The organism is Actinomycetota bacterium (assembly GCA_035759705.1).
In the GTDB taxonomy this organism is placed as follows: domain Bacteria; phylum Actinomycetota; class CADDZG01; order JAHWKV01; family JAHWKV01; genus JAJCYE01.
Genome location: DASTUJ010000152.1, coordinates 1 through 25,836, shown reverse-complemented (window position 1 = coordinate 25,836; position 25,836 = coordinate 1). Strand labels below are relative to the sequence as shown.

The 25,836-nt window shown below is 65.4% G+C and carries 27 protein-coding genes and 1 pseudogene; 10 read left to right on the top strand and 18 right to left on the bottom strand.

Features of this window, described 5'->3' with window-relative positions:
• The coding region (locus VFV09_10575; GenBank protein HEU4868158.1) for a hypothetical protein at positions 1–711 on the bottom strand (711 nt) is incomplete at its 3' end.
• A 101-nt stretch (positions 712–812) separates the two neighbouring features.
• Between VFV09_10575 and VFV09_10570 the strand changes: the two genes are divergently transcribed.
• Complete coding sequence (locus VFV09_10570) at positions 813–1,211, top strand: glyoxalase superfamily protein (GenBank protein HEU4868157.1); 399 nt, start codon at positions 813–815, stop codon at positions 1,209–1,211.
• On the top strand, positions 1,208–1,453 hold the full coding sequence (locus tag VFV09_10565; protein ID HEU4868156.1) for a hypothetical protein: 246 nt from the start codon (positions 1,208–1,210) through the stop codon (positions 1,451–1,453). Before VFV09_10570 ends, VFV09_10565 begins: the two co-directional genes overlap by 4 nt.
• On the opposite strand, the gene VFV09_10560 is transcribed toward VFV09_10565, so the two are convergent.
• From VFV09_10560 to VFV09_10545, 4 genes are all read right to left on the bottom strand, one after another.
• The gene (locus VFV09_10560) at positions 1,450–1,686 is read right to left on the bottom strand and encodes a hypothetical protein (GenBank protein ID HEU4868155.1); all 237 of its coding nucleotides are present in this window, start codon (positions 1,684–1,686) and stop codon (positions 1,450–1,452) included. The genes VFV09_10565 and VFV09_10560 overlap by 4 nt on opposite strands.
• 172 nt (positions 1,687–1,858) lie before the next feature.
• The gene (locus tag VFV09_10555; protein ID HEU4868154.1) at positions 1,859–3,178 is read right to left on the bottom strand and encodes a cyanophycin synthetase; all 1,320 of its coding nucleotides are present in this window, start codon (positions 3,176–3,178) and stop codon (positions 1,859–1,861) included.
• Entirely contained in the window at positions 3,175–5,826 is a 2,652-nt protein-coding gene (locus VFV09_10550; GenBank protein ID HEU4868153.1) for a valine--tRNA ligase, read from the bottom strand. The genes VFV09_10555 and VFV09_10550 overlap by 4 nt, the downstream gene beginning before the upstream one ends.
• Positions 5,827–5,993: 167 nt before the next feature.
• Positions 5,994–6,938 (bottom strand): hypothetical protein, encoded by a 945-nt coding sequence (locus VFV09_10545; GenBank protein ID HEU4868152.1) that lies wholly within the window; start codon positions 6,936–6,938, stop codon positions 5,994–5,996.
• Positions 6,939–7,099: 161 nt separating this feature from the next.
• Between VFV09_10545 and msrA the strand changes: the two genes are divergently transcribed.
• Together msrA and VFV09_10535 are read left to right on the top strand one after the other, a co-directional pair.
• Positions 7,100–7,750, top strand: coding sequence for a peptide-methionine (S)-S-oxide reductase MsrA (gene msrA / locus VFV09_10540; GenBank protein HEU4868151.1), 651 nt, complete (start codon positions 7,100–7,102; stop codon positions 7,748–7,750).
• Complete coding sequence (locus tag VFV09_10535) at positions 7,747–7,998, top strand: glutaredoxin domain-containing protein (protein HEU4868150.1); 252 nt, start codon at positions 7,747–7,749, stop codon at positions 7,996–7,998. The genes msrA and VFV09_10535 overlap by 4 nt, the downstream gene beginning before the upstream one ends.
• Here VFV09_10535 and VFV09_10530 read toward each other — a convergent pair.
• The 6 genes from VFV09_10530 to tig form a co-directional block, all read right to left on the bottom strand.
• Positions 7,987–8,880 (bottom strand): NAD(P)/FAD-dependent oxidoreductase, encoded by an 894-nt coding sequence (locus VFV09_10530; protein ID HEU4868149.1) that lies wholly within the window; start codon positions 8,878–8,880, stop codon positions 7,987–7,989. The genes VFV09_10535 and VFV09_10530 overlap by 12 nt on opposite strands.
• 59 nt (positions 8,881–8,939) lie before the next feature.
• Positions 8,940–9,794: a hypothetical protein gene (locus VFV09_10525; GenBank protein ID HEU4868148.1), complete on the bottom strand. Its 855-nt coding sequence runs from the start codon at positions 9,792–9,794 to the stop codon at positions 8,940–8,942.
• An 85-nt stretch (positions 9,795–9,879) separates the two neighbouring features.
• Positions 9,880–10,428: a calcium-binding protein gene (locus VFV09_10520; protein ID HEU4868147.1), complete on the bottom strand. Its 549-nt coding sequence runs from the start codon at positions 10,426–10,428 to the stop codon at positions 9,880–9,882.
• Positions 10,429–10,641: 213 nt separating this feature from the next.
• Positions 10,642–11,928, bottom strand: coding sequence for an ATP-dependent Clp protease ATP-binding subunit ClpX (gene clpX, locus VFV09_10515; protein HEU4868146.1), 1,287 nt, complete (start codon positions 11,926–11,928; stop codon positions 10,642–10,644).
• Positions 11,929–11,953: 25 nt separating this feature from the next.
• The gene (gene clpP / locus VFV09_10510; GenBank protein ID HEU4868145.1) at positions 11,954–12,589 is read right to left on the bottom strand and encodes an ATP-dependent Clp endopeptidase proteolytic subunit ClpP; all 636 of its coding nucleotides are present in this window, start codon (positions 12,587–12,589) and stop codon (positions 11,954–11,956) included.
• Positions 12,590–12,625: 36 nt separating this feature from the next.
• The gene (gene tig, locus VFV09_10505; protein ID HEU4868144.1) at positions 12,626–13,924 is read right to left on the bottom strand and encodes a trigger factor; all 1,299 of its coding nucleotides are present in this window, start codon (positions 13,922–13,924) and stop codon (positions 12,626–12,628) included.
• Between the two features lie 160 nt (positions 13,925–14,084).
• On the opposite strand from tig, the gene VFV09_10500 reads away from it, so the two are divergent.
• The 5 genes from VFV09_10500 to VFV09_10480 all read left to right on the top strand — a co-directional run bounded on the left by VFV09_10500 (position 14,085) and on the right by VFV09_10480 (position 19,577).
• Positions 14,085–15,476, top strand: a complete 1,392-nt coding sequence (locus VFV09_10500; protein ID HEU4868143.1) for an extracellular solute-binding protein — start codon at positions 14,085–14,087, stop codon at positions 15,474–15,476.
• Positions 15,477–15,503: 27 nt separating this feature from the next.
• The gene (locus VFV09_10495) at positions 15,504–16,538 is read left to right on the top strand and encodes an ABC transporter ATP-binding protein (GenBank protein HEU4868142.1); all 1,035 of its coding nucleotides are present in this window, start codon (positions 15,504–15,506) and stop codon (positions 16,536–16,538) included.
• Positions 16,535–17,437 (top strand): sugar ABC transporter permease, encoded by a 903-nt coding sequence (locus VFV09_10490; GenBank protein HEU4868141.1) that lies wholly within the window; start codon positions 16,535–16,537, stop codon positions 17,435–17,437. The genes VFV09_10495 and VFV09_10490 overlap by 4 nt, the downstream gene beginning before the upstream one ends.
• A complete protein-coding gene (locus tag VFV09_10485; GenBank protein HEU4868140.1) occupies positions 17,434–18,297 on the top strand; it encodes a carbohydrate ABC transporter permease in 864 nt (287 codons plus the stop codon). The genes VFV09_10490 and VFV09_10485 overlap by 4 nt, the downstream gene beginning before the upstream one ends.
• Before the next feature lie 71 nt (positions 18,298–18,368).
• Entirely contained in the window at positions 18,369–19,577 is a 1,209-nt protein-coding gene (locus tag VFV09_10480; GenBank protein ID HEU4868139.1) for a peptidoglycan DD-metalloendopeptidase family protein, read from the top strand.
• On the opposite strand, the gene VFV09_10475 is transcribed toward VFV09_10480, so the two are convergent.
• The 6 genes and pseudogenes from VFV09_10475 to VFV09_10450 form a co-directional block, all read right to left on the bottom strand.
• The gene (locus tag VFV09_10475) at positions 19,574–20,161 is read right to left on the bottom strand and encodes a hypothetical protein (GenBank protein HEU4868138.1); all 588 of its coding nucleotides are present in this window, start codon (positions 20,159–20,161) and stop codon (positions 19,574–19,576) included. The genes VFV09_10480 and VFV09_10475 overlap by 4 nt on opposite strands.
• A 16-nt stretch (positions 20,162–20,177) precedes the next feature.
• Positions 20,178–20,633 carry a papain-like cysteine protease family protein gene (locus tag VFV09_10470; protein ID HEU4868137.1) on the bottom strand — a complete coding sequence of 152 codons (456 nt, stop codon included), beginning with the start codon at positions 20,631–20,633 and terminating at the stop codon, positions 20,178–20,180.
• Between the two features lie 27 nt (positions 20,634–20,660).
• Positions 20,661–21,452, bottom strand: a pseudogene (locus VFV09_10465) (carbohydrate-binding protein).
• The gene (locus VFV09_10460; protein HEU4868136.1) at positions 21,449–21,580 is read right to left on the bottom strand and encodes a hypothetical protein; all 132 of its coding nucleotides are present in this window, start codon (positions 21,578–21,580) and stop codon (positions 21,449–21,451) included. Before VFV09_10460 ends, VFV09_10465 begins: the two are co-directional and overlap by 4 nt.
• Positions 21,581–21,657: 77 nt before the next feature.
• A complete protein-coding gene (locus VFV09_10455; protein HEU4868135.1) occupies positions 21,658–23,205 on the bottom strand; it encodes an FAD-dependent oxidoreductase in 1,548 nt (515 codons plus the stop codon).
• A gap of 70 nt (positions 23,206–23,275) precedes the next feature.
• Positions 23,276–24,301 carry a PHP domain-containing protein gene (locus VFV09_10450; protein ID HEU4868134.1) on the bottom strand — a complete coding sequence of 342 codons (1,026 nt, stop codon included), beginning with the start codon at positions 24,299–24,301 and terminating at the stop codon, positions 23,276–23,278.
• Positions 24,302–24,337: 36 nt separating this feature from the next.
• Between VFV09_10450 and VFV09_10445 the strand changes: the two genes are divergently transcribed.
• The gene (locus VFV09_10445; protein HEU4868133.1) at positions 24,338–24,985 is read left to right on the top strand and encodes an HAD family hydrolase; all 648 of its coding nucleotides are present in this window, start codon (positions 24,338–24,340) and stop codon (positions 24,983–24,985) included.
• Positions 24,986–25,036: 51 nt separating this feature from the next.
• Here the strand turns inward: VFV09_10445 and VFV09_10440 are convergent.
• Positions 25,037–25,836, bottom strand: an 800-nt coding sequence (locus VFV09_10440) for a CBS domain-containing protein (protein ID HEU4868132.1), incomplete at its 5' end; no start/stop codon positions are given.

The window sequence follows — 25,836 nt, the reverse complement described above, 5'->3', positions numbered from 1 at the left end:
GCGTTGGTTTAGCAGTGTGACGACACTGCCTCGGGCGGGGTCCCAGTCTTTGACCGCCTCGTCGACAATCCCTTTGATGGTCAGGCCGGAAAACCCGCCGGTCAGGAAGTTTTCGCCCTTACGGCTCCACCGGTCCAGGTCGAACTTCACTTCCTCGGGGTCGGCGGGCGTCTGGAAGAAGTAGTCCCGATGGTGCGTATCGCCCTCTTCCCTGCCGGTAACCGCGGTCGCGGCAGCGTCGAGCTGAAACGTGTTGATCAAGTTGTTCAAGTCCGTGACGAAAGGCGCCAGGGCTGCTGCGTCGTTGAATACCTCCGCCTGGGTCTTCTTCAGCCGCATGTTTTTGACTCTGTCTCTGAGCTCGGTGGCTTTGGACGGCTGGATCTTGTCGAGCGCCTTTGCGACGCGAACGACCTCCTGCTGAAAAGTACGGCCGCCGGTCGCCACCTGTGCGGTGGTCATATACAGCTTCAGCCGGTCCAGAGCGCCCGGATCCTGCCCAACATAGGCAACCGGCAGGGTTGTGACGAGCCGCTGGACGGTGTCCGCCGAGCTGCCGCCGCCGAGCAAGCGGGCTACCGCCCGATTGCCGGCCGTCCTCTGCAGCCGTTGGACCTCTGCAATGTGCCGGGTGGCCGGACGATCCGCGCGGGAGGACTGACCCGAGCGCCGTGGAGGGACGGCCTGCCGCTGCTTATCACGGACCTGCAAACCATTCCCCCTTTCGACGGCGCAGTAGGAAATTCTAGCCTTGCTCTCGAAACGCGGACGAGTTCTTTATTGTGCGCAGGCCAACTCGTAGACTCCGGACCATGGACTTCAAGCTCGAGTTGATACCCATTCCGGTCAGCGATATCGATCGGGCCAAGAGGTTCTATGGCGACGAATGCGGGTTCGTCGTCGACCTCGATCATCGGATCTCCGATTCGCTCCGCATCGTCCAGCTCACACCTGCCGGGTCGGGGTGCTCCATCATGCTCGGCACCGGGACCGACAAGCCTCCGGGCTCGGTTCAGGGACTCCAGCTGGTCGTCGACGACATCGACGCCGCCCGAGCCGAGCTAGTTGGTCGCAACGTCGAGATCAGCCCAGTCCGCCACTTCGAGGACGGGGAGTGGAAAGACGGCCACGGGGGCCGGTGGAACTCGTTCGCCTTCTTCGACGACCCGGACGGCAACGGCTGGGTGCTGCAGGAGAGGCCCGCCGGGTGACCGTCAGCCTGCCTCCCCCACCCGGCCGCGACGCCAAGGGCCACAAACCCCGCCTGCCGTGGCAGCAGGGTAACCGCCGCTACGCCGCAATCTTCCTGGTCACGGTTCTGTTACTGGTTGCGCTGTACTCCTGGAACCGCAAGCAGGTTGAAATCGAAAACCGGGACGAGGCCGGCAAGGACCGGCTGTGCGAGGTGCGTCGGGAGACGGGCGCAGACATGGTCGACTGCGAAGAGGACTAACCCCGCTTGAAGCACATCTTTTTCACCAGCGGCCTGCCGTCGTCGTGCTTGAGCACTTCGTGAACCGCATCTTCGGGTAGGGGCGTCTCGCTTTTGTCGGCCAGGTTGATGGCGACCACCGGGTTTCCGGCCGGAAACCCCCCGAGCTCCCTGATCTCCGGTACCGAGATGGTGGCCTTGTCCCACGAGTGGATTGTGCCTTCGATGTTTACGTCGTAGTCCCCCGAGCCCATTTCATACTCCTTCCTACGTACGTCCGGACGTTCCGTCGTGAAGTACAGAGTTTTCAAGCCTTTTCGGGAACGAGAAAAGTTGCGTGTCCAGCCCCACGTGCGGGGGGTACGCAACCAGCATCTCTACCCCGGACGAACCTCCGATAAACCGGCAAACCTTAAGGTTCACACTTCAGTCGTCACCCAGCAGATAGCTCCGGGCGTCGCCTACGCCGTGAAGAGAACCGGTGAGCAGGATCATGTCCTCTTCGTCCGAGATCGAACGGGCCCGGTCGAGGGCGTCAGCCATTGTCGGAGCCAGCTCCGGCGGGTCCTGTCCGGGGACCACCGGCGCCAGGTCGCGCAGCGTCTCCGGTGAGGCGAACCGCGGGTTGTCGCCCCGGGTCAGGATCACCCGGTCGGCTGCCGGGACCAGCTGGTCCAGCACCCCCTTGATGTCCTTGTCCTCGAATATCGACAGCACGATGGTCAGGTTCTTGAACAGGAAGTCGGAGGAGAGGGTGTTGCGCAGCGCCAGGGCGGCGTGGGGGTTGTGCGCCCCGTCGAGCACGATCAGCGGCTTGCGGCCGACCACCTCCAGCCGGCCCGGCGAGCTGACCGTGAGCAGCGACGAGCTCAGGAGCTCGTAGTCCAGCTCCTTGCCCAGGAACGCCTCGGCGGCTGCGACGGCCAGCGCCAGGTTCACCCCCTGGTGTGCGCCGTGAAGCGGCAGGAACAGGTCCTCGTACGTGGCGTTCGGCGTCTTTATCGTCACCGCCCGGCCCCCGACGGCAGTCTCGTTCGATGCGATGTGGAAGTCGGCGCCCAGCACCAGCAGTTTGGCGCCCACTTTGGTGGTCCGAGCGTCGAGGAGCTCCATCACCTCGGGCGTCTGGGCGGCGGAGACCACGGTGGAGCCGGCTTTGACGATGTCGACCTTCTCCGAACCGTTCGCCGCCGGCGTGTTGCCGAGGTAGGCGGCGTGGTCGACATCGACCGGCGTCAGCACCGACACCGAGCTCCGGACCAGGTTGGTGGCGTCCCACCGTCCCCCCAGGCCGGTTTCGATCACGCCGGCGGCAACCGATCTCTCCGACATCCACTCGAACGCCATGGCCGTCGTGATCTCGAAGTAGGTCATCTGCTCCCCGAGGTCGTCCTCGACGATCTGGATGAACGGCAGCAGGTAGGTCAGCGTGTCGGCGAACTCCTGCTCGTCGATGGTGTCCCATACCGGGCCTTCGTCCCACCCGGCCAGAACGAACCGCTCCCGGACGTCGTGGAGGTGGGGGGAGGTGTAGAGCCCGGTGCTGAGGCCGTGCCCGGCCAGAATCGAGGTGAGGATGCGGGCGGTGGAGGTCTTGCCGTTGGTCCCCGCCAGGTGGATCGTCAAGAAGTTGAGCTGGGGCTCGCTGAGCAGGCGGGTCAGCGCCTCGATGCGTGCGAGGCCGGGGGTGATGCCAAAGCCGCGGGCGTCGAGAAACGCGTGAGCCTGCTTGGGGGTGAGGCTCAAGATCCGAGCAGGGCGAGCTGAGCCTGGAGCTTGGCCAGCGTGGCCTTCTCTTCGTCCAGCCGGCGGTGCTGCTCGGCGACCACGTCGGCCGGCGCCCGGTCGGTGAAGCCCTTGTTGGCGAGCTTAGTCTCGATCTTGACGATCTCCTTCTGGATCTTTTCGATCAGCTTGCCCAGACGGTCGGTCTCGGCCTGGGTGTCGATGAGGCCCTCCATCGGGACGGCGATCTCGATAATGCCTGCGATCAACCGGGCGCCCGGCGTTCCGTCCAGCGATTGAGAGACGACCAGCTCGTCCAGGCCCGCCAGGCGGGAGATCAGGGCGCCGTCCCGGCGCAGCGCATCACGGTCGGCCGGGTCGTCCGACGTTGCGGACGGACGGAGCCTGACCTTCGGTGAGATGCCTCGCTCCGAACGGAAGCTGCGTATCGCGGAGACCACGTCCTGCACCCGGGCGAAGGCGTTCACCGCGTCCTCGTCCGCAGGAGCGGCCACCGGCCAGTCGGAGATCATGATCGACGGTTTGGCGTGCTCGATGGGGAGCATCTGCCAGATCTCCTCGGTGACGAACGGGATGAAGGGGTGGGCCAGCCGCAGCGCCTGCTCCAGCACGTTGACCAGGACCGCACGCACCGGACCGGCAACCGCCGGGTCGTCGGAGTAGAGGCGCTGCTTGGCGGCCTCGATGTACCAGTCGCAGAACTCGCTCCAGATGAACTCGTAGACCATGCGCGCTGCGGCGGCGGTCTCGAACCCTTCCAGCTGCCGGGTCACCTCGGTGGTGGCGGCCGAAAGCCGTCCCAGGATCCAGCGGTCGGCGAGCTCAAGCTCGTCGTCATCGGGCAGGTCCCCGACCTGCCGTCCGGCGGCGTTGGCCAGGACGAACCGGGCGGCGTTCCAGAGCTTGTTCACGAAGTTGCGGGAACCGGAGACCCACTCGGTGCTGAGGAAAATGTCCTGGCCGGTGGCGTGCTCGGCGAGCGAGAAGCGCAGGGCGTCGGTCCCGTACTGGTCGATGAGCTCCAGCGGGTCGATCACATTGCCCAGCGACTTCGACATCTTGCGGCCCTGGGCGTCCCGCACGATGCCGTGGATGTAGACCCACTCGAACGGGACCTCGTCCATGAACCGCAGACCCGACATCATCATCCGGGAGACCCAGATGTGGATGATCTCGTAACCGGTGACAAGGACTGAGGTCGGGTAGAAGTACTTCAGGTCCTCGGTCTCGTCGGGCCAGCCGAGGGTCGAGAACGGCCAGAGCTGGCTGGAGAACCAGGTGTCCAGGACGTCGGGGTCCTGGTGGATGTGCGTGCTGCCGCACTCGGGGCACCCCGCCGGGTCCTCCATGGCCGCCCACTGGTGGCCGTTGTCGCAGTACCAGACCGGGATGCGGTGGCCCCACCACAGCTGCCGGGAGATGCACCAGTCCCGGATGCCCTCCATCCAGTTCAGGTAGTAGTTGGTCCAGCGGGCCGGGTAGAACCTGGTCCGCTCCTGCTTGACCGCAGCGATGGCCGGCGCCGCCAGGGGCTTCATGGAAACGAACCACTGCTCACTCAGCCAAGGCTCGACGATGGTGCCGCACCGGCTGCACTTTCCGATTGCGTAGTTGTGGGGGGTGGAGCCCTCGTAAAGGCCCTTCTCCTGGAGCGCCTTACGGACCGCCATGCGGGCGTCGTACCGGTCCATCCCCTCGAACGGCGCGCCGTTGGCGTTGATCTTGGCCTGGCCGTCCATGATCGAGATCTTCTCCAGGTCGTGGCGCTCTGCGATCTCGAAGTCGACGGGGTCGTGGGCCGGGGTTATCTTTACCGCGCCGGTACCGAACTCCATGTCGACCGCGTCGTCGGCGACGATCTCGATTCGCCGTCCGCTGAACGGGTGGATCGCAAACTTGCCGACGGCGTCGGCGTAGCGGGGGTCCTTGGGGTTCACTGCGACTGCGGTATCGCCCAGCATCGTCTCCAGCCGGGTGGTGGCGACGCTGACCGAGCCCGAGCCGTCTTCGAAGTCGTACCGGAACTGCTCCAGGACTCCCTCGTGGTCGGAGTGGTCGACCTCGATGTCGCTGAGTGCCGTGCCGCAGCGAGGGCACCAGTTGATGATTCGATTGCCCCGGTATATGAGGCCTTCGTTGTACAGGTCGACGAAGACCCGGCGGACGGCCCTGGTGAGACCCTCGTCCATCGTGAACCGCTCACGGTCCCAGTCCAGGGAGGAGCCCAGACGGCGGTCCTGCTCGGTGATCTTGCCGCCGTAGAGCTCCTTCCACTCCCAAACGGTCTCGACGAACTTCTCTCGGCCGAGGTCGTGCCGGGTCAGCCCCTGGCTGCGAAGCTCCCGCTCGACGACGTTCTGCGTCGCGATGCCGGCGTGGTCCATTCCCGGCAACCACAGGGTGGCGTAGCCCTGCATGCGCTTGAACCGGACGAGGACGTCCTGCAGCGTGTGGTCCAGGGCGTGGCCGATGTGCAGCGCCCCGGTGACGTTCGGGGGCGGGATGACGATGGTGAACGGCTCTTTGTCCGGGTCGCGCTCGGCGTGGAAATAGCCTTTGGTCTCCCACTCCCGGTAGAGCCGGTTTTCAACCTCGGCCGGGGAGTAGACCTTTGGGATCTCCGTGGGGTCTGCGGGCGCGCCGGTCACGAGGAGCTCCGGGTAAGGAAGGACACGACTGACATCAGGCACGGCTCCAGGTTCAAGGGCGGAGTTCAAAAATGGGGCGGCCGGTAATGAGGTGCGTAGAGCCGGCCTCGCAGCCAAGCGAACGGCTGCCTCGACTACCAGTCGATTGTACCAACTGGCTCGAATGGCTAGCTGACCCGGAACCTCACGGTAGGAGTCGTTTCCCAGTTCATCTCCACCAGCGTCACCGTGTAGTTCAGGTACCGACCGGACCTGGGCCCGTCGGTCGTGTTCAACTCGAAGGCGGCGGAGTTACTCCCCTCCTTGTGCATCGTGACCAGGATTTTTCCGTTGCCGGCCTGGATGCACTGCACGCCCGGAGGGCAGCGGGTGTCCTCCATCACCTGGGTGTAGCTGACGGTCAGTCCCTGGCCCTGGATGCCGACCGCCTCCCCCACACGCATGAGAAAAACGTCACCGAGCGAGACGGTCCGGCCCACGGGGATGCCGGGAGGCGCCGGAGCGGGAGCCGGAGGCGGGGCCGGGGCGGGCGGCCGGGGAGCTGGGGCGGGAGCGCCCGGGGACCGCGGAGCCGGGGGCGGCGGAGGGGCGGGGCTCACCGCCGGGGCCGCAGCGCACGCCCAAACTCCTGCGCCGGCGTCCTGGGCCGCTTTCTCCGCTGCGGCAAGCTCGCCGGCAAATCGATCGTCAGGGAGCGGCTGGGTCAGCTTGGCGTGGCCGAGCCTGAGTGCCCTGTCGTTGTGGAAGGTGCCGTCGTCCTTGTAGACGTACCGCTGGTCGTCCTCCCCACCGGGAAGTAGATAAATTGTCGAACCGACAGCAAGCTCCTGGTTGGCAAAAGCCTTCGCCTCGGCATCCCAGCACCCGCCCCGGGCCGGAGGGACGAGCCCCGCGATGGTTATCCGAAGTCCGTCGCCTTCGCCGCCGATGCGGGCCCAGACGGTGTCGATCTCTCCGTCCGCCACAACCTCTGCTTCGACTGCCTCCTCGGGAACTCCCGACGGGAGAACCGCCGGCGTGGACGAGGAGGTGGTCTTTTCGGGCTCGGGGTCGCCGGCGCACGCATTCAGGACCAGCAGGCATACGAACACCAGGGCAACTGAACGACGCAATGCACTCGCCCTCCCGAGGAGTGAACCGGCGCCGCGGCTGGCCCCGGCTTCACCGGACAAGCGTAACAGGGCAAGCCGCGCGGAATGATCCCTGCGTCCCCGGCGTTGTTCCAAGTAACGCCCGTAAGCTGAGAAGCTTGAGGAAAGATCAAGGAGCTCAAATGTTGTTCTCATCCCGCGCCAAGACCACCGCCGTCACTGCGGAGGACGCGCTCCCCGGCCGCGACACGTACGCCTACCCCATCCCCGAGCTGCACGAGGTCCTGAAAAACCCCATCCAGCCTCCGTTCCCCGACCACCTGGAAACCGCGATCTTCGCCCTCGGATGTTTTTGGGGGGCCGAGCGGCTGTTCTGGCAGAAGGAGGGCGTCTGGACGACGGCTGTCGGATACACCGGCGGTTACACCCCCTACCCCACCTACCGGGAGACGTGCACGGCCAGAACCGGGCACGCCGAGGCGGTTTTGGTTGTCTACGACCCGGAAAAGATCACCTATGGAGAACTGCTGAAGACTTTTTTTGAGGAGCACAACCCGACGCAGGGAATGCGGCAGGGCAACGACGTCGGCAGCCAGTACCGGTCGGCTATCTACTACACGACAGAGGAGCAACAGCAGATGGCTGAGGCAACACTCGAGGCTTACAACCAGGCGCTGGAGCAGGCGCACCGGGGGTCGGTGACCACCGAGGTCGCTGCAGCCGGACCGTTCTACTACGCGGAGGACTACCACCAGCAGTACCTGCACAAGGTTCCCAACGGCTACTGCGGCCTGAAGGGCACCGGCGTTGCCTGTGCGGTTCCGTCGATATGACCATAAAGATGTACAGCACCACCTGGTGCCCGGACTGCATACGGTCCAAGCGCACCCTGGACAAACACGGCGTGGTCTACGAAGAGATCAACATCGAGCAGGATCCCTCCGCCGTGGCACTGGTCAAGAAGATCAACCGTGGAGCAAGAAGCGTACCGACGATCGTGTTCCCCGACAGCTCGACTCTGACCGAGCCGAACAACAACGAGCTGGTGTCCAAGCTCCAGGAGCTCGGTCTAGTCGGCTGATTCCAGGAGGGACTCTGCGCAGGTGACCCCGGCCAGAGTCCCCTCCCCCGCGGCAACCTGGATCAGCTGCTCGCCCGGAGTGAGATCGCCTGCGGCGTAGACACCCTCGACGCTCGTTCGTCCCTGCCTGTCGATCACTACGTGTCCTTGTTCGTCCACCTCGCACCCGAGCCTGCGGGCGAGGCTGTTGACCGGGTGCTCGGGCAGCGAGAAGAACAGATAGTCGCAGTCCAGGACCTCCCCGGTCCGAAGACGTACCCCCTCCAGCGAGCCGCGCCTTCCGAGCAGCTCGACGGCGTCCTCCTCGCACAGGGTGACGCCGTGGCGGTTGAGCCGCCCTCGAACCCGGTCGTCCTTGTCGATACGGTTGCCCTGGGCGACGACGGTCACGGTCTTGGCCCAGTTGGTGAGCTCGACCGCGAATCCGGTCACCTGGTCGTTCCAGCCGAGGACGGCGACCTTTCGGTCCTTGGCCTCGTACCCGTCGCACACCGGGCAGTGGAAGACCTCCGACCCGTAGTGCTCGAAGAAGCCCGGGATGTCGGGAAAGGCGTCCCTGGTGCCGGTGGCCAGAACCAGCCGCCGGCCAAAGAACTCCCCGTCGCCGGAGGTGACCCGGAATCCGCCGTCAACCGCCTCTGCCGTCTCGGCGGTGGTGCAGACGATGGCCAGGTCCGGGTAGGCGGCGAGCTGCTTGCGGGCCGTCTCCAGCAGTTCGGTGGGGTTGGCCGGGTCGTGGCCGAGGTAGCCGTGGGCTTTGTCGACCCACCGGTTGCGGTACTCACAGCTGTCGAGGACCACGGTACTCCTCCGAAAGCGCGCCAGCCAGCCGGCAGCCGCCAGCCCGGCGGGGCCGCCGCCGATCACCAGCGCGTCGTACATATCGTTCACCGACTGGTGTTACCCCGTGCCCCTCTCAGGGAACCTGGAAGGTTCGGCGCTCAGTACGGCGCCGTCAGGTTCTCGAAAGTCAAAGGCGTGAAGTCGTAGAGCATCCGAACCTCGGCAGGCCCCCCGTCCGACAACCGGCCGGCGTAGAGGCACCCGGCCTCCGCCCACATCAGCCGATCGCCGTCGTGGTCCGCCCACTCCCACTCCTCGTAATTCTCCACAGCCCCCGTTCGGGTGTTGACCAGCTGGTGCTCGTCGAAGTAGCAGCCGGTTCCCGGCTTGGTCTGCGTCGTGGCGAAAGCCATCTTGCGCAGAGTCCAGTGGCCCTTCAGAGGCTTGTCGAAAGTCGAGACGGTGCCCCCGCGGCCCGGCGCCGAGTGCTTCAGGGCCCAGCCGTCGCGCTGGAGGCGGATGTAGTAGACGCCGGGACACTCGCCGCCGTAGCCCTCGTGCCAGGGGTACTCGGCCTGCTGCGTGAGGCCGGTGTCGTCCCACTCCAGGGTCTCGGTGCAGCTCCGGTTGAGCCAGTAGGTCTCGGACGACAGGAACATGCCGCCGCCGGCCCAGGCGTCGCCCTTGGACCAGAAGGCACGGGCCTTGAGGTAAGGGGCCCGGGAGATGGCGGTCCAGGTGGCCTTGGTTTGCGGGGCCCGGGGGGTGCCCATCGCAAAGTAGATCAGGTGCTTCCCATCGGGCGACAGGTCGCACCGCCTCTCGTAGATCCGTCCCCGCAGCCACTGCCCGACCCTGAACTGGTCCGTGGAACGGTCCCACCCGACGATCGCCACCTGCCGGGCGGGACCTCTGCGGATCACCACCGCATCCGGGGTGTCCCGAGCGAGCAGGACGTGAATGCGAGCCGGAAACCGGCCCAGGTTGCGCGTCGAAGAGTCGAGCGAGCTCATGGTTGTCTATCGGCAGGTACGCAGGTGCCTTAAACGAAAAACGGCCCCCCTTTCGGGGAGCCGCTTCGTTGCTCGATCTTCCCGGTTAAACCGGGTTGGGGCCGTTCTCACACTGGGTTGCGCCTTCGGACGGGTCGGGGTTGATGCACTCGTCGACCCCGTCACCGCCGTTGTTGGAGTTGTTGCCGAAGCCGCCGTTCAGGAAGTCCGGGCCTTCGTTCCCGAAGAGGGTGTCGCTGCCGGCTGCGCCGAACAAATCGTCTGCGCCGCCGCCGCCGGAAAGGAGGTCGGCACCTGAGGCGCCACGCAGCTCATCGTCGCCGCCGCCGCCGCCGAGGGTGTCGTTGCCCGCGCCGCCGAGGAGGGTGTCGTTGCCTGCGCCGCCGCAAAGGATATCGTCGCCGGCAAAGCCCTTGATGATGTCGTTGCCGCCGCGGCCGAAGATGACATCCGGACCGGCGGTACCGGTGAGCGTCTGGCTGGAATCGTTGCCGTTGATCACGTTGTAGCCCTCGGGAATCGGACCACCGTCACAGACGGATGGCACCGCGAAACCGGCCGACGGCGAAAACACCGAAACCGCCAGCAGGCTGCCGAGACCCAGCTGGCAGATGTTCTTCTTGGATATCTTCATGTGTTCAGCCTTTCGTTCCTTGAGACGAAACCGCCCCGCTGCTGTTGCCTTATTTTGGGGCCGGCCGATTGTACTCATGCGATCGATTACGCCCGGCTGGCCTTCGGGCAAAGACTTGCCCAATGCCCCGGGGTTGAAACAATCGCCCCGGGAGGGTGGGGCCGAAAAAAAACCGGCCCCCTGGGGGGCCGGCTCTCGAAATTGGAACGGTTTTCAGGCCGAACGCTCGCCCCGTTCCGGACGCTTGGGCGTGGTCCGGGGGTTTACCCGGGGCACCAGCGTGGGGTTGACCTTCTCCAGTACCGTCTCGGTGTCGATCACGCACTGGCCGATGTCCTTGCGGCTCGGAAGCTCGTACATGACGTCCAGCAGGACCTCCTCGATGATGGCCCTCAGCCCGCGGGCTCCGGTGCCGCGCAGCATGGCCTGGTCGGCGATGGCCGCAAGTGCGCCGTCGGAGAACTCCAGCTCCACGCCGTCCAGCTCGAAGGTCTTCTTGAATTGGCGGACCAGAGCGTTCTTCGGCTTGGTGAGGATCTCGATCAGGGCTTCCCGGCTCAGGTTGTGAACGTGGGAGATGACCGGCAGACGTCCGACGAACTCGGGGATCAGACCGAACTTCAGCAGGTCCTCGGGAAGGATGTTCTCGAGGATCTCCCCCAGGTCCTTGGTCTCCATCTTCCGCACGTCCGCCCCGAAGCCGATGCTGCGGCTGCCGATGCGGGCGCCGATGATCTTCTCGAGACCGGCAAAGGCACCCCCGCAGATGAACAGCACGTTGGAGGTGTCGATCTGGATGAACTCCTGGTGGGGGTGCTTGCGGCCCCCCTGCGGCGGAACCGAGGCGGTGGTCCCCTCCAGGATCTTCAGCAGCGCCTGCTGAACCCCCTCGCCGGAGACGTCCCGGGTGATCGAGGGGTTCTCGGACTTGCGGGCGATCTTGTCGACCTCGTCGATGTAGATGATGCCGGTCTCGGCCTTCTTGACGTCGTAGTCCGCGGCCTGGATGAGCTTCAGCAGGATGTTCTCGACATCCTCACCGACGTAGCCGGCCTCGGTCAGCGCCGTGGCGTCGGCTATGGCGAACGGAACGTTCAGCATCCGGGCCAGCGTCTGCGCCAGCAGCGTCTTGCCGCAGCCGGTGGGGCCGAGCAGCATGATGTTGGACTTCTGCAACTCGACGTCGTCGCCGTCGTTGCGGGTACCCGCCTGGATCCGCTTGTAGTGGTTGTAGACGGCTACCGATAGAACCTTCTTCGCCTGCTCCTGACCGACGACGTAGTCGTTCAGGAACTTGTAGATCTCCCTTGGCTTGGGAAGCTCTTCAAGCTTTAGCTCCGTGGTCTCGGTGAGCTCTTCCTCGATGATCTCGTTGCAGAGGTCGATGCACTCGTCACAGATGTAGACCCCGGGACCGGCGATCAGCTTTTTGACCTGCTTCTGGGACTTGCCGCAGAAGCTGCACTTGAGGAGATCGCCTCCCTCGCCGAATTTAGGCAATATCTACTCCCTAGAGGTTGTGGATTTAGTTTTCGGTTGCCTCTGCAAGCTGCTGCATCGCGACGGGGGACTGCTCTCGGTGGGCCAGAATGTCGTCGATGATACCGTACTCCTTGCCCTCCTCAGCGGTCATGAACTTGTCCCGGTCGATGTCTTTTTCGACACGCTCGAAAGGCTGTCCTGTGTGCTTGGAGAGGATTTCTGCCATCCGCTTGCGGAGCGATAGAACCTCGCGGGCCTGGATGTCGATGTCGGTTGGGGTGCCCTGGAAGCCGGCTGAGCCCTGGTGGATCATGATCTTGGCGTTCGGAAGGGCGAACCGCTTACCCTTGGCGCCGCCGCCCAGCAGGATGGCGCCCATCGACATGGCCATGCCCAGGCACAGGGTCGAAACCTCGGGCTTGATGTACTGCATGGTGTCGTAGATGGCCATTCCGGCGTAGACCTGCCCGCCCGGGGAGTTGATGTAGATGGAGATGTCCCGGTCCGAGTCCTCGGACTCGAGGAACAAAAGTTGTGCAGTGATCAGGTTCGCCACTGCGTCGTCGATGGGCGTGCCCAGGAAGATGATCCTGTCCTTGAGCAGCCGCGAGTAGATGTCGTAGGAACGTTCGCCGCGGTTGGTCTGCTCCACAACCATGGGGACGAGGTAATTCTTCATGCTCACCCCTTAATCGAATTGGTAGTGCATCACTAGTTAGTCTTTGGAGGTTTTTTCTTCGAGGACTTCTGCGTTCTCGACCAGGAAGTCGAGTGCCTTCCTTCTGAGAATATCACCGGCCAGCACGGTAACCGAGCCGGTGTTGGCAATATTGGTCGCCAGCGTCTCGACGTCGGTCTGCATCTGCCCGGCCATTATCTCGATCTCTTCCTGGAGGTCCTCGGCGCTGACCTCCATTCCTTCCGCCTTCGCCACCGACTCCAGAATCAGGTCTGCGGACACCGCAGTCTCGGCTGCGGCGCGGTAGGTCTCGATGAACTCCTCACGGGTTTTACCCTGGGATTCGATGTACTCGTCGATGTCGATCTCGCTGCGCTGGAGGTCCTGGATGAAGCGGGCCAGGCGGATCTCGGTCTCCTTGGCCACCATGGATTCCGGCAGCGGGACCTCCACCCGGTTCAGCAGGTCCTGCAGGATCAGGTTGCGGACAGCCACGTCCGAGTCCTTCTTCTTGTGCTTGCCGATACGGGCGGCGATGTCGTCCCTCAGCTCCTGCAGGGTGTCGAACTCCGACGCCGACTTGGCGAACTCGTCGTCCAGCTCCGGCAGGCGTTTGGTCTGCACCTCCTTGACCACGACCTTGAGGGTTCCCTCCTCCTGGTCGGGACCAAAGCCCCGGGGCATCGGGCTGTTGAACTGGATGATGTCGCCGGCCTTCTTGCCTATCAGCTCCTCGTCGAGCTTGGGAAGGAAGCGGGCGGAGCCGACCTCGTAGACGAAGTCCTCCACCTGGGCGCCCTCGAGCGGCTCGCCGTGGCGGAACCCGAACAGGTCGATGGTGGTGAAGTCGCCCTTGGCGGCCGGGCGCCCGATGGGCTCCAGGATCCCGTTGCGCTCCCGGATCCGCTGGATCTGGTTGTTGATGTCGTCCTCGGTGGCGTCCGGCAGCGGGGCGTAGACCTTGATGCCCTTGTAGTCGGGAAGTTCCAGGTCCGGGCGGACGTCCACGGTGGCGGTGAGGGTCAGCGGCTCGGACTCGCTGTAGTTGGTTACGTTGATCTCGGGCTGGTTGATGGGCTTGATGTCGTGCTCGATGATCGCCTTCGAGTAGAAGTGCGGAAGGGCGTCTGCCAGGATCTCCTGGCGGACCGTCTCCTTACCTATACGGGATTCCATGACCTGGGGCGGGACTTTGCCCTTGCGGAAACCGGGCACCTTGATCTCCTGCGCCAGGCGCTTGAGGGTGTCCGACTTCATGGTCTTGAGTTCTTCGGGAAGAACCTCGATGTTCAGCTGGACCTGCGTGGGCCCCTTGATTTCTACGGTTGAGTTCACACGCGAATGGTAGCGCACCCGGGGTGACAAAACTTAAGGGAGCCGTCCCTATGGCGGGACTGCCGTGTTCTGAAACGGCAAAATTCCGTGTCGCTGCCGCGATCAAAAAATGTATCCTTTCGACCCGCATTGGGTTCCTTTTGGCGGAGGGAGGCTGGGGATGGTGCGAGCGATTTCACGGAGGGAGTTCCTGCGACTCACGGCGCTGGCGGCGGCGGCTACTGCAACCGGGTGCGGCGGCAACGGCGGAGGAGGCAGCGGCAGCGGCTCCTCGACCGTGGCGGCCACCCCATCGGTCAAGCTCTCCGGGGACCTGAAGATCCTCCAGTGGAGCCACTTCGTGCCCAAACACGACACCTGGTTCGACCCGTTCGCCCGTGACTGGGGCCAGCAGGTGGGCGTCAACGTCAGCATCGACCACATCGACCAGGCGGAGATCCCGGCCCGCGCAGGCTCGGAGATTGCAGCCAAGCAGGGCCACGACCTCATCGAGTTCATCTTCCCGCCGTCGTCGCTGGAGCCGAGCGTCCTCGACCTGACCGACCTCGTCAAAGAGGCCGAGACCCGCCACGGCAAACAACTGGCGCTTTGCACCCGCAGCACCTTCAACCCCCGGACCGAGAAGTACTGGGGTTTCTGCCACGGCTGGGCCCCCGACCCGGGCAACTACCGGACCAGCCTGTGGGAGAGGGCGGGCATGGAGAACGGCCCCACGACCTACGACGAGCTGCTCGAGGGCGGCACGAAGATCAAGACCGACCAGAACATCGCCCTGGGGCTCGGCATGTCGAACGAAATCGACTCCAACATGGCGGCCCGGGCGCTCATCTGGTCGTTCGGAGGATCGGTGCAGGACGCCGATCAGAACGTGACTCTGAACTCGCCGGAGACCGTCGCTGCAGTCGAGATGATGACCAGGCTGTTCCGGGGCGCCATGACCGACGAGGTCTTCGGCTGGAACGCCGCCTCCAACAACCAGGCGCTTATCGCAGGGCAGCTCTCCTACATCCTGAACTCGATATCGGCCTACCGGTCGGCCCAGAAGAACAACCCCGAGGTCGCCGACGACATAGCGTTCAGCGTCCCGATGAAGGGGCCCGGCGGGGAGGGCCTGGCGTCGGCGCACGCCATCCCGATCTACGTCATCCCGAACCACGCCGCCAACCCGGATGCGGCCAAGGAGTTCATCCTTCACCTGCTGGCGAACTACTCGGACGCCACCAACAACTCCGAGCTCTACACCCTCCCGGCGTTCCCGGACACCGTCGAGGAGACCAACGACTGGCTGGACGACGACCCGTACAACTCCAAGCCCGCCGACAAGCTGGCACTGCTGAAGGAAGCGGAAAGCTGGAGCACCAACGTCGGGCACCCGGGGCCGACCAATGCGGCGATCGGCGAGGTGTTCAGCACCTTCGTGCTGCCGCAGATGATGGCGAAGGCCGCCCGCGGGCAGTTGTCGGCCCAGCAGGCGGTGGCCGAGGCCGACGCCCAGGTGAAGGCGATCTTCCAGAAGTGGCGCCAGAACGGGCTGGTCGGCGGCGAACGTTAGGGCCGGCACGGCTGTGAGCTTCGGCTGATGGCGATTGTCGAAGCACGCAACCTGACGAAGGTCTTCGACGGGCAGAGCCCCGCCGTCGACGACCTGAGCCTGGTCACCGAGGAGGGCGAGTACCTGGTCCTCCTCGGCCCCTCCGGCAGCGGCAAGAGCACGCTGCTCCGGCTGATCGCCGGGCTGGAGCAGCCGACATCGGGCGAGATCTACATCGCCGGCGAGCCTATGGCCGGCCTGCCGCCGCGGGCCCGCAGCATCGCGATGGTGTTCCAGAGCTACGCGCTGTACCCGCATAAGACGGTTTACGACAACATCGTCTTCCCGCTGAAGGCGCAGGGGGTGGAAAAACAGGACCGGCCGGCCAAGGTCGAGTGGGCCGCCGGCCTGCTGGGCATCGGCCACCTGCTGAAGCGCAAGCCCCGGCAGCTTTCGGGAGGCGAACGCCAGAGAGTGGCGCTGGCCCGGGCGCTGGTCCGCGAGCCGAGCGTCTTCCTGCTGGACGAGCCGCTGTCGAACCTGGATGCCAAGTTGCGGGGATCCGCCCGGGACGAGCTGAGGAGCTTTCAGAAGAGGATCGGCGTCACCACCCTGTACGTCACCCACGATCAGGTGGAGGCGATGGGTCTCGGCGACCGCATCGCCGTCCTGAACGACGGGAAGCTCCGGCAGATCGGCACTCCGGAGGAGGTTTACGCCAACCCGGCGGACACCTTCGTCGCCACCTTCGTCGGGTCGCCGCCGATGAACCTGATCCGGCGGGGAGACGTTATCGTCGGCTTTCGCCCGGAGGCGCTGCTGCCGGCGTCGGAACGCTCCGGGGAGGGCCTAACTCTGTCGGTGGACGTTCAGCGCATCGAGTACCTGGGGTCGGAGCGACACGTGCTCGGGGTGGTCTCCGGCGACGACTGGCAGAACAAGGTCACCGGGGTCCTGCCGGCTGCGCTGCCGCTGGAGGTCGCCGACGGTAAGGGCCAGGACTTCTTCGTTCGCGGGTCGGACCTGCGCTTCTTCGACGCCGAGTCCGGGGAGCGCACCGACCCGAGGCCCTACGGCCTATGACCGAACCCCGCCGTAAGCGCTACCTGTTCGAACGGGAGGGGGTCCTCGCTCCCCTGCTGCTGGCGCCCTCCATCCTCTACATCTTCGCCCTGGTGGCCATCCCGTTCTTCCTGGCGATCGCCTACAGCCTGAGCGACGTTACCGTCGGCGACCCCAGCCTGGACTTCGTCGGCTTCGAGAACTTCCGCCGGGTCCTGGACGACGCGGTCTTCCGGCGGTCGCTCCGCAACAGCGTGGTGATGACGACGGTGACGATGGTGCTGGTCGTGGTCGTCGCCCGCATCCTTGCCCAGGTGCTCACCATGGACTTCAAGGGCAAGTGGGTGGTCCGGTTCCTGATCCTGCTGCCGTGGACCACGCCGGTATCCCTGGCGGCAATCGCCTGGCTGTGGATGCTGGACTCGTTGTTCAGCCCGATCGACTGGACCCTCAGGTACTTCGGTTTCATCGACGGCAGCCTCAACTGGCTGGGCAACCCGGACCTCGCGGTGGTGTCGGTGGTGCTTGTCCAGGTCTGGCGCATAGTCCCCCTCGCTGCGGTGATCATCATGGCCGGCATCGTCGCCATCCCGGATGAGATCTACGACGCCGCCCGGGTGGACGGGGCGGGCTTCTGGCGCACCCAGTGGGAGATCACCGACCCCCTGCTGCTGCCGGTGGCCGCGGTGGCCGTGCTGTTCGGGGCGGTCGTGGTGTTCGCCGACATGAGCGTCCCCTACGTGCTGACCCGGGGGGGCCCGATCGACGCCACCCAGGTCCTGCCGACCTGGGCGTTCTTCCGGGGGATCCAGGCGGGAGACCTGGCCCAGGGGGCGGCAATCGCCCTGTTCGCCTTCCCGGTGCTGGCCCTCATGGCCGTTCTGATTCTCCGGGCCGTCCGGCGGCTGGACATCGGGTGACCGCCGCCCAGGTTTCGGCGAACCGCAAGCGCATAGCCGGGCGGGTGGTGCTGTACACCCTTGTGCTGCTGTTCACCCTCCAGGCGGCATTCCCCTTCGCGTGGGGCCTTATCACTACCTTCAAGACCAGCCCGGACCTGTACAGCCGGGACAACAACCCGTTTCTGTTCAACGAGCCGCCGACGCTGGATCACGTCAGGCTGCTGTTCCAGCAGACTGCGTTCGGCACGTTCGTCGGCAACACCGTCGTGGTGTCGCTGTGTGTCGTGGCCATCACCCTGCTGGTGTCGGTTCCGGCGGCCTACAGCCTGGGCCGGCTGAACCTCAAGAAGGGCGGGGCCGTCGCCATCGCCATCTTCTTCGTCTACCTGATCCCGCCCTCGCTGCTGTTCATCTCGCTCTCGCCGGTGGTTGCCCAGCTGGGCCTGCAGGACTCCCGGTGGTCGCTGGTGGTGGTCTACCCGACGATCACGATCCCGGTGTCGGTGTGGCTGCTGACCGGCTTCTTCCGGTCGATCCCCCGGGACATCGAGGAGCAGGCGATGGTCGACGGCTGCAGCCGGATGGGCGCCTTCTTCAAGATGGTGCTGCCGGCGGCGATCCCAGGTCTGATCGCGGTGGTCGTCTTCGCCTCGACTCTGTCGGCCAGCGAGTTCATCTACGCCCTGGCGTTTGTGTCCCAGACGACGCAGAAGACTGTGAGCGTAGGCGTTCCGACCGAGCTGGTACGGGGCGACGTCTTCTTCTGGCAATCACTCCAGGCGGCGACGTTGATTGTCGCCGTCCCCATCGCGCTGATCTTCAACCTGTTCCTGAAGCGTTTCATCTCGGGCTTCACGATGGGTGCGGTCAAGGGCTAGAAGTCTCCACTTCTTGACCTGATTTAACGCAGGTTCACAGGAATTTCGCGGATCGGGTGGATAATCCCCGGGTGACCTTTACAAGCTGGGACTCTTCGCGCCCAAGGTCCACTTTTGCGGCCCTGAAGGGCCTGTTCCTCGTCGTCCTGATCGCCTTGGTTATGGGGCTGGTGGCCGCCCCTGCGACGGCGGCGACCGAGAAGGAGTTGCTCAAGGCCCGCAACGAGCGGGCGGCGGTGCAAAAAGAGCTCGACCGCACCGTGGCGGCCTACGACGCCGCCCAGGCGAAGCTGGCCGAGACGCAGGCTTCGATCGCCGCCAACAAGGAGTCCCTCAAGGTCGCCGAGCTGAACCAGCAGCAGGCGCAGAGCCGGCTCGGCGAACGGGCAAACGTCATGTACCGCAGGGGACCGGTGGCGATCTTCCAATTTCTCGTGGGAGCCGAGTCACTGAACGACTTCGGCCTGCGGATGAAGCTGATCGAGGGAGCTGCTAAGCAGGACTCGACGACCATCGCCAACGCCGTCAAGGTCACCTCCGAAGTCACGAGCCTGCAGCAGCAGCTGGTCGCCGAAGAGGAGGAGCAGAAGAACCTGCTCGCCGGCATGTCGACCCAAACCAGGTCGTTGACCGACAACTTCACCAAAGCCCAGTCGCTGGAGGCCAAGCTGGCGTCCGACCGGGAGGCCGCCCTCAAGGCCGAAAGGGAGAAGGCGGCCAAGGAAGCCGCGGCCGCCAAAGCAAAGGCGGAAGCAGCCAAGAAGACGGCCGCCGCAGCGGTGATGGCCGTCCCGACGCCCTCCGGCGCAGTCAAGGCCCTCGCTTCGCCAAGCCCGGCTACCGCAAGGCTGGCCGGAGCCACACCGGTTCCTGTGGGGACCAAAAAAGGATCCTGCCCGGTCAACGGGCCGGTTTCGTTCACCGACACCTGGGGCGCTCCCCGCTCCGGAGGACGCTCACACCAGGGGGTGGACATGTTTGCCGCTATGAGGACTCCGGCGGCGGCCATCGTCGACGGGACGCTGCTCCGCCGCGAGACAAGCTCTCTGGGCGGTATGAGTGTCTACCTGAAGGGGAACGACGGAAACGAGTACTTCTACACCCACCTGGCCGGCTATTCAGAGGTGGCGCCGGGGCAGAAGGTAGCGGCGGGGCAGACGATCGGCTACGTCGGCGACTCGGGGAACGCAAAAGGCGGCCCCCCGCACCTGCACTTCGAGATCCGCTCGGGCGGGGTTCCGATCAACCCCACGCCGACCGCACGGCTGGCCTGCGGCTAGCCTCCTCGACGGTCGTCGGGCCCCATATCGGGGATGCTGCTAGCCTTCTCCCTCAAGATCCCGAACAGCTCACCCTCCGAATAGGACCGGCCGGCTTCGATGCCCGCCGGCGCCGGCTCCAGGGGCACATACACGTCCTCGTTACCTTGCTCGTCGTGTAGCCACAGGATCATCGTGTAGAGAGCGGGGACATGGAGCACCCTCGCCTCGTACGACTTGTCCCTGCCCACGAGCCGTCGCGAGCTCTCCAGGGCGGCAGCCGTCGAGTTTACGAACGGACCCTTGTTGAACTGGGAGAACCGGGCGCCGCCACCATCGGTCACCGCCTCGGCGCTGGCGACCACCTTGTCGTCCTGCCGCAGGAGAAACCGCCAGCTGACCGGCTTGGCCCGGGCGAGGTTGCCGGCCTTCAGGTCGGCCAGCCCGAGGTTGAACACCTCGTGCGGCTCGGAGGGCTCGAGCGCAGCCACCCTGGTGCCTTGAAGGGCGTGGAGCCGCTCCTCCGGCATTCGGGCGAACTGCTTGAGTGCCTCCTGAACGGAGTTGCGCATCGCTCCGGGGGGCTCTTTGCCGGTCACAGCCATGCCAACCCCGGTCCTCTCACTTGACGAAGTAAGTATGCGTCCACGAACCGCTCCCTTGATAGGCAGTCTTGAAGGTGGCCTCGGAGATGTCGGATTTGCCGTAGATCGGGTCGTCCACTCCGTAGAAGTCGCCGGGGAGGTGGGCGATGATTGCGAGGAAGTGGGCTCCGCCTCCCGACCAGGCGGTTCTCACGCCGACCGGCCGGCCCTCGTCGCACTCGGTCGAAACGGTGGCCATGGTGGCGGTTCCACCCACCCAGTGGTCCAGGTGACCCACCCGATCCAGCGAGGAGTCCAAAAAGCCGTAGACGTTGCACGGGCCACCGGCGCCACCCGGAGTGCAGCAGTCCGACCGCCCCAGCTCCCCATTTGCCACCCCACACTGAGTCCAGCCGGAGGCGGAGTCAAAGTAGTGGGCGACACTGGTGGACACCGCCGCCCAGCACCAGTTCGACTGAGTCTGTTGCTGCATGTTGAACGACAACCGGACCGACGGATCGGACCACCACTTGTGCCAGAGCGCGCTATCGGTGCCCCTCACGAAGACGTCGATCCTGCTCGTCGCCCAGGATGTTGCGTCGGGGTCGGAGAGCAAGACGCCGCCCAGGGACTCCCAGCCGCTCCAGGCGTTGTCCCACCACTTGTGCCACAAGGCGTTGTCGGTCCCCCGAACGAAGACGTCGAGGCGATTGGCCGACCACGAGCTGACCGCGGGGCCCGAGGTGAGAACCCCGCCGAGCGACTCCCAGCCGCTCCAGCCGTCGTCGAACCATTTGTGCCACAGGGCGTTGTCGGTGCCTCTGACGAAGACGTCTATCCGGCCCGGGCTCCAGGAAACGGCTGCCGGGTCCGATGTGAGTATTCCGCCGAGCGACTCCCAGCCGCTCCAGCCGTCGTCGAACCATTTGTGCCACAGGGCGTTGTCGGTGCCTCTGACGAAGACGTCAAGCCGGCCGCCGGACCACGAGCTGACCGCGGGGCCCGAGGTGAGAACTCCGCCGAGCGACTCCCAGCCGCGCCAGCCATTGTTGAACCATTTGTGCCAAAGGGCGTTGTCGGTGCCTCTGACGAAGACGTCGATGCGGTTCGGGCCCCAGGAGACGGCCGCAGGATCGGAGTTCAGCCCGCCGCCGAGCTTCTCCCAGCCACTCCAGCCGTTGTTCCACCACTTGTGCCACAGGGCGTTGTCGGCGCCCCTGACGAAGATGTCCAGTCGGTTTGCGGCCCAGGAGCTGACCGTTGGTCCAGAGGTAAGAATCCCTCCGAGCGACTCCCAACCGCTCCAGCTCACGGCTCCCCGGGCTCCATCACTCCGCTCGGCATCTCGTCCTGCTCGGGCTGCGGCTCGGAGTCCTCCATCGCGCCGGAAGGCATCTCTTGATCGGGAGGTACGGGGGTTGCTTCAGAAGGTTCGCTCATATTCCCGGCTCACTTCAATTCTTGGTTCAGTATAAAAGCGCCCAAACGGCCTGATCAAGAGCCAATCTCCGCCGGCGTCAGGGTGAGACGACTACCTCGTCGCCCACGTCCACGACCTCCAGCGGCTCTAGGGCCGGGCCCTCGATCACCCCGCCGTCGACGTCGAACCGGGAGCCGTGGCACGGGCAGTCCCAGGACTGCTCGGCGTCGTTGAACGAGACCACGCAGCCCAGGTGCGTGCAGGTCGGTGAAACCGCTTTGACCATTCCCCCGAGCTCCCGGTAAGCCGCAACCTTGTGCCGGCCGGCCCGGACGATGGCCCCCTCCCCCGGCTTCAGCGTGTCGATGTCCGGTGCTACCAGTGCCGACAGGCGGTCGCCCAGGAACCTCTTGGCCACGTTGGCGTTCTCCTTGATCAGCTTGGCCGCCGAGGCGCCGAGATCCAGCCGGGTGGCGTCGAAAACCTCGCTCCAGGGGTTCGGCTTCTCCAGGATGTAGTCCGTGAGGATCATCCCGGCGGCGGTCCCGGTGGTCATTCCCCACTTCTTGAACCCGGTGGCGACGTAGAGGCGGTCGGACTTCGGCGAGAGCTTGCCGATGAACGGCACCTCGTCGGCCGGCATGTAGTCCTGGGCCGACCATCGGAAGTCGACGGACTTGACGTTGAACCGGTCCCGGACCCACGCCTCGAGCTTGGCGTACCGGGTGGTGGTGAAGTCGCCCTGGCCGACCTTGTGGCCTTCGCCGCCGGCCAGCAGGTACTCGGTGTCGCCGTTGCGATGAGGCCGGAGGGAGCGAACCGGGCTGTCGGCGCTCAGGTACATTGCCTGGGGAACCGGCCCCTCGATCTGAACCGCCATGCAGTAGGAACGGGTGGGCGCCGTGCGGGCGAACAATCCCGCCGGGTCGTGGAACGGAAGATGGGTCGCCTGCACCACGTGGTCGGCGTGGAGAACCCCGTGTTCGGTCTCCACCCGGTGACGGCGGCCCTCCTCAGCGTCGATGTCCAGCGCCCGGGTCTCCTCGAACACCCGGCAGCCGTCGCCGTCGATAAGCTGCGCCAGCCCCAGCGCGTAGCGGCGGGGGTGGAACTGGGCCTGGTCGTCGAACCTGACCGCCGCTCGCACCTCGTAGGGCAGGTCGGTGGTAGTGGTGAGCGACGCCGGCAGCCCCAGAGCCCGGGCTGCGTCGACCTCGTCCTGGATGTCGCCCACCCGGTCCGGGTCCTCGGTGTAGGTCAGGGCGAGCATCCGCTCGAAACCGCAGTCGATGCCCTCGTCGGCGACGATGGATGCGATCTGCTCTACCGCTGCCTGGGACGCCTCGGCGTACTGCCGGGCCTTGTCCTCTCCCTGCTCCTTCAAGAGCCCGGCGTAGGTCAGGCCGTGAAGCGAAGTGACCTTGGCGGTGGTGTAGCCGGTGGCGCCCGAAGCGATCCGACGGGCCTCGATCAGGGCAACGGTGAAGCCGGCACGCTTGAGCAGCAGAGCGGTCGTCAGACCGGTGATCCCTCCGCCGATGACGGCGACATCGAAGGACATGCCGGAGCTGGGAAGGGACGGGTAGTTCGTTTCGTCGGTGGTCTCTACCCAGATCGATGGGTTGACCTCATACGCGCTCTTCAATCCGTCGGTCCCTTTCCATGCGGTGTTCAGAAGTGCATAGGTTGTTCCCGAGGCCATATGGCGGCAAACCTCAGAGCCGGGCGTCCCGCAGCCCGGCCGCCCACCGGATCAGCTCGTCGGCGCTCCGCAGGTTAAGGATCCGCCCCGGCGGGATCCGGGCCTCCAGAGCCGCCGCCAGGCCGAACTCCACGAAGCCGATCTGGCCCGGCCAGTGGGCATCGCTGCCGATGGAGATGGTCGGCCCCTCCTCGGCGGCGATCTCCAGCAGCTCGACCTTGAGGTCCTGGCGGTTGGGGAAGGCGTCGATCTCCACGGCCTTGCCCAGTTCGGCCGCCTCGGCGAATACCCGGCGCCAGTCGGCGTGCAGGCCGGTCCTGAAGTTCCACATCCGGCCCTGGGGGTGCCCGAGTATGTGGATATCAGGGTTTCGCAGCGCCGCCAGGTAGCGCTCGGTCTGGTCCTCCTTCAGGCGCAGCTTCGAGTGGAACGACCCGAGCACCAGGTCCAGGCCGGCGAGCGACTCCGGCGCCATGTCGCCCTCGCCGGTGGGGCTGATGTTCATCTCGATGCTGCGCAGCAGGCGAAAGCCGCCGGCGGCGTACCGCTCGTTCACGTCCTCGATCTCGTAGCCCTGCCGGGTCAGCTCGTCCTCGTCCATCCCCCCGGCGATCTTCAGGCCCTTGGAGTGGTCGGTGATCGCCTGGTACTCGAAGCCGTGGGCCTCGGACAGGGCGGCCAGCTCGGCGACCGTCACTCCCCCGTCGCTCCAGGTGGTGTGGCTCTGCAGGTCGCCCCGGAGCTTGAGGTGCGGGAACTCCGACAGGATCCGGCGGACCTTGGTGAGGGTCAGGAATCCGGCCCGGGTCTCGGGCGGGGTCGGGACCGGCTCGTCCTCCTCCAGCCATTTGGTGATAATCCGCTCGAGTGTCGGGCCGATGCCCTCGAGCGACTGAAGCTCGCCCCGCTCCGCGAGGTCGGCCAGCTCCACCGGCCAGGTCATCGCCCGGTGCGACGCCCGCCGAAGGGCCCGCTGAAGGTGGCCCTCGGCCTCCTCAGCGGCCGCGGCCAGCAGTTCCCCGAGCCCGGCGTTGTCCATGACTTGATTCTCCCCGGTCCGGGTAACGGTTTACCCATGAGTTTCATCCCGCACGTGCTGCTATTCGATGTCGACGGGACCCTGGTCGACACGAACTACCACCACGCCCTGGCGTGGTATCGGGCATTCCGGAGCTTCGACAAGATCGTCCCGGTGTGGAGAATCCACCGGAAGATGGGCATGGGCGGCGACCACCTGGTGGCGGACCTGCTGGGCGACGACGTCGAGGCCGAGCTCGGGGACGACATCCGGGCGGCCGAGAAGGTGCTCTACCGCAACCTCATCGAGGAGGTGGAGCCGATGGAGGGCGCCAAGGAGCTGATCGAGAGGCTGAAGGAGGCCGACCACAAGATCATCCTGGCCAGCTCGGGCAAGCCCTTCGAGATCGACCACTACCTGGACCTGCTCGGCATCCGGGACCTGGTCGACGGCTGGACAGGCTCTGCGGACGTATCCCGGACCAAGCCGGACCCGGACCTGGTTCTGGCCGCCATTGAGAAGGGCGGCGAGAACCAGGCTTTGATGATCGGCGACTCGCCCTTTGACTGCATAGCTTCGGCGCGGGCCGGCATTGAAACCGTCGCGGTCCTCACAGGCGGGTTCTCACCGGAGGAGCTGAAGGAGGCAGGGGCGAAAGCGGTGTTCGAGACCCTGCCGGAGCTGGGCGACTACCTGCTGAACTGACGAGACCCTCCCCAGGGGGGTGGGGAGGGCCTCAGATCTACAACGGGACGACTAGCGGCGTGAGCCAACCATCTCCCGAACTTCTTCAGCCTTGTGCTCGGCCTTCTTGCTGATCTCGCGGGCCTTGCGTTCGGCTTTCTTGCCGACTTCCTTGGCCTTCTGCTCAGCTTTCTTGCTGATCTGGTGGGCCTTCTTCTCGGCGCGCTTACTGAGTTCCTTGGTTATGGCCTCGGCGCGCTTGCCCATGTCCTTTGCGGTGTGCTCGGCGTGGCGTCCGGCGGAGTGGATCTTGTGCTCGACCTTCGCCTCGACGAACTCCTGCTTGCCCTTGCGGCGCATCTTTTTGCCCTTGTTACGGAGTTCCTTGAGCGCAGCGTTGGCGTACTTGGCCGCCTGCTGGGTTGCCTCCGAGCCGGCCTTGTCGCCGGTCTTGCGCAGCTTCTTGCCGGTCTTCTTCAACCGCTTGGCTGCAACGCGGAGGTTGCGCTTCTTGCCCCGGTTCCGAACAAGCTCGATTGCAAGGATGACCCCTGCGCCTGCGGCTGCTGCCGGGAGGACCTTGCCCATTCCGTTTCCGTTGCCGTCACTGGAGGGACCGGCGGGGTCGGGCGGAGCTGCGCTGATGTCGGCCAGCGCCGACGTCGGGTCCTTCTCGATGGCCAGGTCGCCAAGAGTGACGATTCCGACGGGCTTGCCGTCCTCAACCACCGGGATTCGGCGTATGGCCTTTTCGCGCATCAGGGTGACTGCGAGGTCTATCGTGGCGTCCGGGGAAAGGGTGGTCACGTCCTTGGTAGCTATCTCCTCAAGGGTGACCTTGTCCGGATCTGCGCCTTCTGCACCGCACCGGA

Coding starts and splice junctions, on each gene's coding strand:
- VFV09_10570 (HEU4868157.1), top strand. CDS start 813: ATGGACTTCAAGCTCGAGTTGATACCCATTCCGGTCAGCGATATCGAT.
- VFV09_10560 (HEU4868155.1), bottom strand. CDS start 1,686: ATGGGCTCGGGGGACTACGACGTAAACATCGAAGGCACAATCCACTCG.
- msrA (HEU4868151.1), top strand. CDS start 7,100: ATGTTGTTCTCATCCCGCGCCAAGACCACCGCCGTCACTGCGGAGGAC.
- VFV09_10535 (HEU4868150.1), top strand. CDS start 7,747: ATGACCATAAAGATGTACAGCACCACCTGGTGCCCGGACTGCATACGG.
- VFV09_10530 (HEU4868149.1), bottom strand. CDS start 8,880: ATGTACGACGCGCTGGTGATCGGCGGCGGCCCCGCCGGGCTGGCGGCT.
- VFV09_10525 (HEU4868148.1), bottom strand. CDS start 9,794: ATGAGCTCGCTCGACTCTTCGACGCGCAACCTGGGCCGGTTTCCGGCT.
- VFV09_10520 (HEU4868147.1), bottom strand. CDS start 10,428: ATGAAGATATCCAAGAAGAACATCTGCCAGCTGGGTCTCGGCAGCCTG.
- clpP (HEU4868145.1), bottom strand. CDS start 12,589: ATGAAGAATTACCTCGTCCCCATGGTTGTGGAGCAGACCAACCGCGGC.
- VFV09_10500 (HEU4868143.1), top strand. CDS start 14,085: ATGGTGCGAGCGATTTCACGGAGGGAGTTCCTGCGACTCACGGCGCTG.
- VFV09_10495 (HEU4868142.1), top strand. CDS start 15,504: ATGGCGATTGTCGAAGCACGCAACCTGACGAAGGTCTTCGACGGGCAG.
- VFV09_10490 (HEU4868141.1), top strand. CDS start 16,535: ATGACCGAACCCCGCCGTAAGCGCTACCTGTTCGAACGGGAGGGGGTC.
- VFV09_10475 (HEU4868138.1), bottom strand. CDS start 20,161: ATGGCTGTGACCGGCAAAGAGCCCCCCGGAGCGATGCGCAACTCCGTT.
- VFV09_10470 (HEU4868137.1), bottom strand. CDS start 20,633: ATGCAGCAACAGACTCAGTCGAACTGGTGCTGGGCGGCGGTGTCCACC.
- VFV09_10460 (HEU4868136.1), bottom strand. CDS start 21,580: ATGAGCGAACCTTCTGAAGCAACCCCCGTACCTCCCGATCAAGAGATG.
- VFV09_10450 (HEU4868134.1), bottom strand. CDS start 24,301: ATGGACAACGCCGGGCTCGGGGAACTGCTGGCCGCGGCCGCTGAGGAG.
- VFV09_10445 (HEU4868133.1), top strand. CDS start 24,338: ATGAGTTTCATCCCGCACGTGCTGCTATTCGATGTCGACGGGACCCTG.